The sequence below is a fragment of the Burkholderia sp. Ac-20384 genome (assembly GCF_017104605.1).
Lineage (GTDB): Bacteria > Pseudomonadota > Gammaproteobacteria > Burkholderiales > Burkholderiaceae > Burkholderia > Burkholderia lata.
On the sequence record NZ_JAAGPE010000675.1, the window covers coordinates 1 to 1,210 of the forward strand.

The 1,210-nt window shown below is 54.6% G+C and carries 2 protein-coding genes; one reads left to right on the forward strand and one right to left on the reverse strand.

The window, feature by feature from the left end; all coding sequences use genetic code 11:
- The coding region (locus G3O00_RS42770; protein ID WP_206146604.1) for a hypothetical protein at positions 1 to 818 on the forward strand (818 nt) is incomplete at its 5' end.
- A 53-nt stretch (positions 819 to 871) separates the two neighbouring features.
- On the opposite strand, the gene G3O00_RS42775 is transcribed toward G3O00_RS42770, so the two are convergent.
- Positions 872 to 1,078, reverse strand: a complete 207-nt coding sequence (locus G3O00_RS42775; protein WP_346779040.1) for an integrase core domain-containing protein — start codon at positions 1,076 to 1,078, stop codon at positions 872 to 874.
- Between the last annotated feature and the right edge of the window lie 132 nt (positions 1,079 to 1,210).

Genomic DNA, 1,210 nt, shown 5'->3' on the forward strand with positions numbered 1-1,210 from the left:
CGGCGAATCCCGGCGCCTTCGCGCCAGCCGGCTTTCATGCTCCGTTGCCAACGGATCAACCCATGGTACCGATTGCCTCCGGTAGCCAACACCGTCAGCCTGGTTTCGGCACGCATTCCTTCATGCCCGGGGCCGCCAGTGCCGCACCTTTTTCCTCTTACGGCGAACCGTCTGGATCATCAGCCCAGCCGCAGAACTTCGCCATTGCGTCCTCCAGCCGACACGTCGCTCAAGAGCCCGCCCCCGGCTCTGCGTCGCAAGTCGCTTCGTCCAGCCGCAACACCTTGCCACCCGCTGGCTCAAGCGCCGTCCAATACGAAGCAACTCATGCATCCGAGGCTATAGACACCGGAAAAATGAATTCGCAAGTAAAAAACGCTCTAAATAAATTCTTCGACAAAATCGACATGGAGATGTTTGAAGCACTAACCGTAGAAAAGAGAGCAGAAATCGTTGACAATTTCACGCCGGACCAAAAATTACGCTCAGCCACACTGCAAAACCTACGCAGCGACATTCGAACGGCCCTCCGAAAACTGGACCTTCTGCCACTAGGTACTCCCCGCTCGGACGCGGAGCGCCCCGCAGACGAACTTGCCGCCTTAGCTAAGATTACCGCCTATTATAAGAAGTCCTATCTACGCGGTTTCATGAATGATTTGCGGAAATACGGCTCTTCGATTACTCTCTTTGAGCAAATGACAGCAGAACAGCGCCAAGTTCACATCGACAGATATCTGCTTCGCAAGAGCGACGAAACCAAAGCCGCATTGAAAAACGCTCTGAAGACGCTTGGACTATCCGGAACCGGGCAGTAACCTCGACGCGTTTTTCCGCGAAACAGTGACCTGAGGCGGAATTTTGTGACCAGTCAGGCAACGAGTCTCGCGTCGATATTATCGAAATCCTGCCAAGCTGGACGGACCGTGGCAGGAGGTTGATAGCGATGAGCGCTATGAGGCCGACGCTCGTTGTAAAACTGTCGGCTGCGTTCGATGAGTACCTTGGCCTCGGCCCCGCTGCGGATGCGTGGCTCATTAAACCTGATAGAAAGCGTCAGCATCCGGTCAGCGCGGATTGCTTGAACCTGTCCGCATTAATGAGATGGTCAGCCTGACCGAAACAACCCGATCGGCTTACGCTGATCGGGTTGTTTCCTTATTGGGAGGTCATTATGGACACGGTATCGCTGATCGGGATCGATTTAGGC